General features: G+C 60.6%; 1 protein-coding gene. It reads right to left on the bottom strand.

The window, feature by feature from the left end; translation table 11 throughout:
• Positions 1–759, bottom strand: a 759-nt coding sequence (locus ACYJ11_RS21375) for a DUF6610 family protein (protein WP_461649397.1), incomplete at its 3' end; no start/stop codon positions are given.
• Positions 760–872 lie beyond the last annotated feature (113 nt).

Here is an 872-nt window from a genome sequence, read left to right as displayed (position 1 = left end):
CGGGCTCCGGTCTTTCTCCGTAGTCGGCCACACCCCCCGCGATTTCCAGTATGACCGGATGTGTCGCAGGCTCTCTCGAACCGTCTCCCGTATCGAGAGGTGGTCCGCACTCCCGTAGCCGTGTGGCGAAAAATACTCGCCGTGAAGCGCCGCAAGGTGAACCCCATTCCAGTCGACGCCAACGATATCGGCTGGTTCTTCACCGGTCACACGCGGCTGTGTTAGCTCCTCGATCACTGGATACTGCTTCGTCGGGCTTGCCCCCAGCAGATGCACTCGCCGTCCCCGCCAGTCCACAATATCCGTGTACTCGTCGGCGGTCTGGTCGGAGTAGCCCATCGGATAGCCCAAGACAATGTCCTCGTCGATCACGTCGATTGCGTCGCGGCACTTCGGGACGATAATGACCTCTGTCCCCGGAAACTTCCGTTTCAGCTCCCGTGCGGCTTGGTTGTACCGGCGCGCTTCTTGCCGGTCGTATGCGTCGCCGAGCATCCCGACGGACGGCTCGTACTGCTCGAAGCGCTCAATGTACCGGTCCAAGTCAGGATTCCGAAAGTCGTTGTCTAGAATCTCAATCGGGACGTCGACGTTCCGTAGCGAGGACTGGTAGGTGTAGTCCTCGCGAACGCCGACAGCAAATCCAAGCCGGTAAGCATCGATTACGAACGGTTCCCGGTGAAGGAACCCGATGTACTCAGCCTGCTGTGCATCGCCGACAGCCGCCGCTGACCAAGAGTGTCGCGCCTCAGAGGACATGGAAAGCACCGAGCGCGCCAACCGGCGCGCCCAGCTGGCAGGCGCGGCACAAAACGACCCCGCGGCTTAAATACGGAGACCGGCGGAAGTGTCTATCAGAATGAAGGAAGGTA

The sequence above is a fragment of the Haloarcula sp. H-GB5 genome (assembly GCF_054850705.1).
Note: the sequence above shows the minus strand (reverse complement) of the source record. Positions and strands in the feature narration are given on the sequence as shown.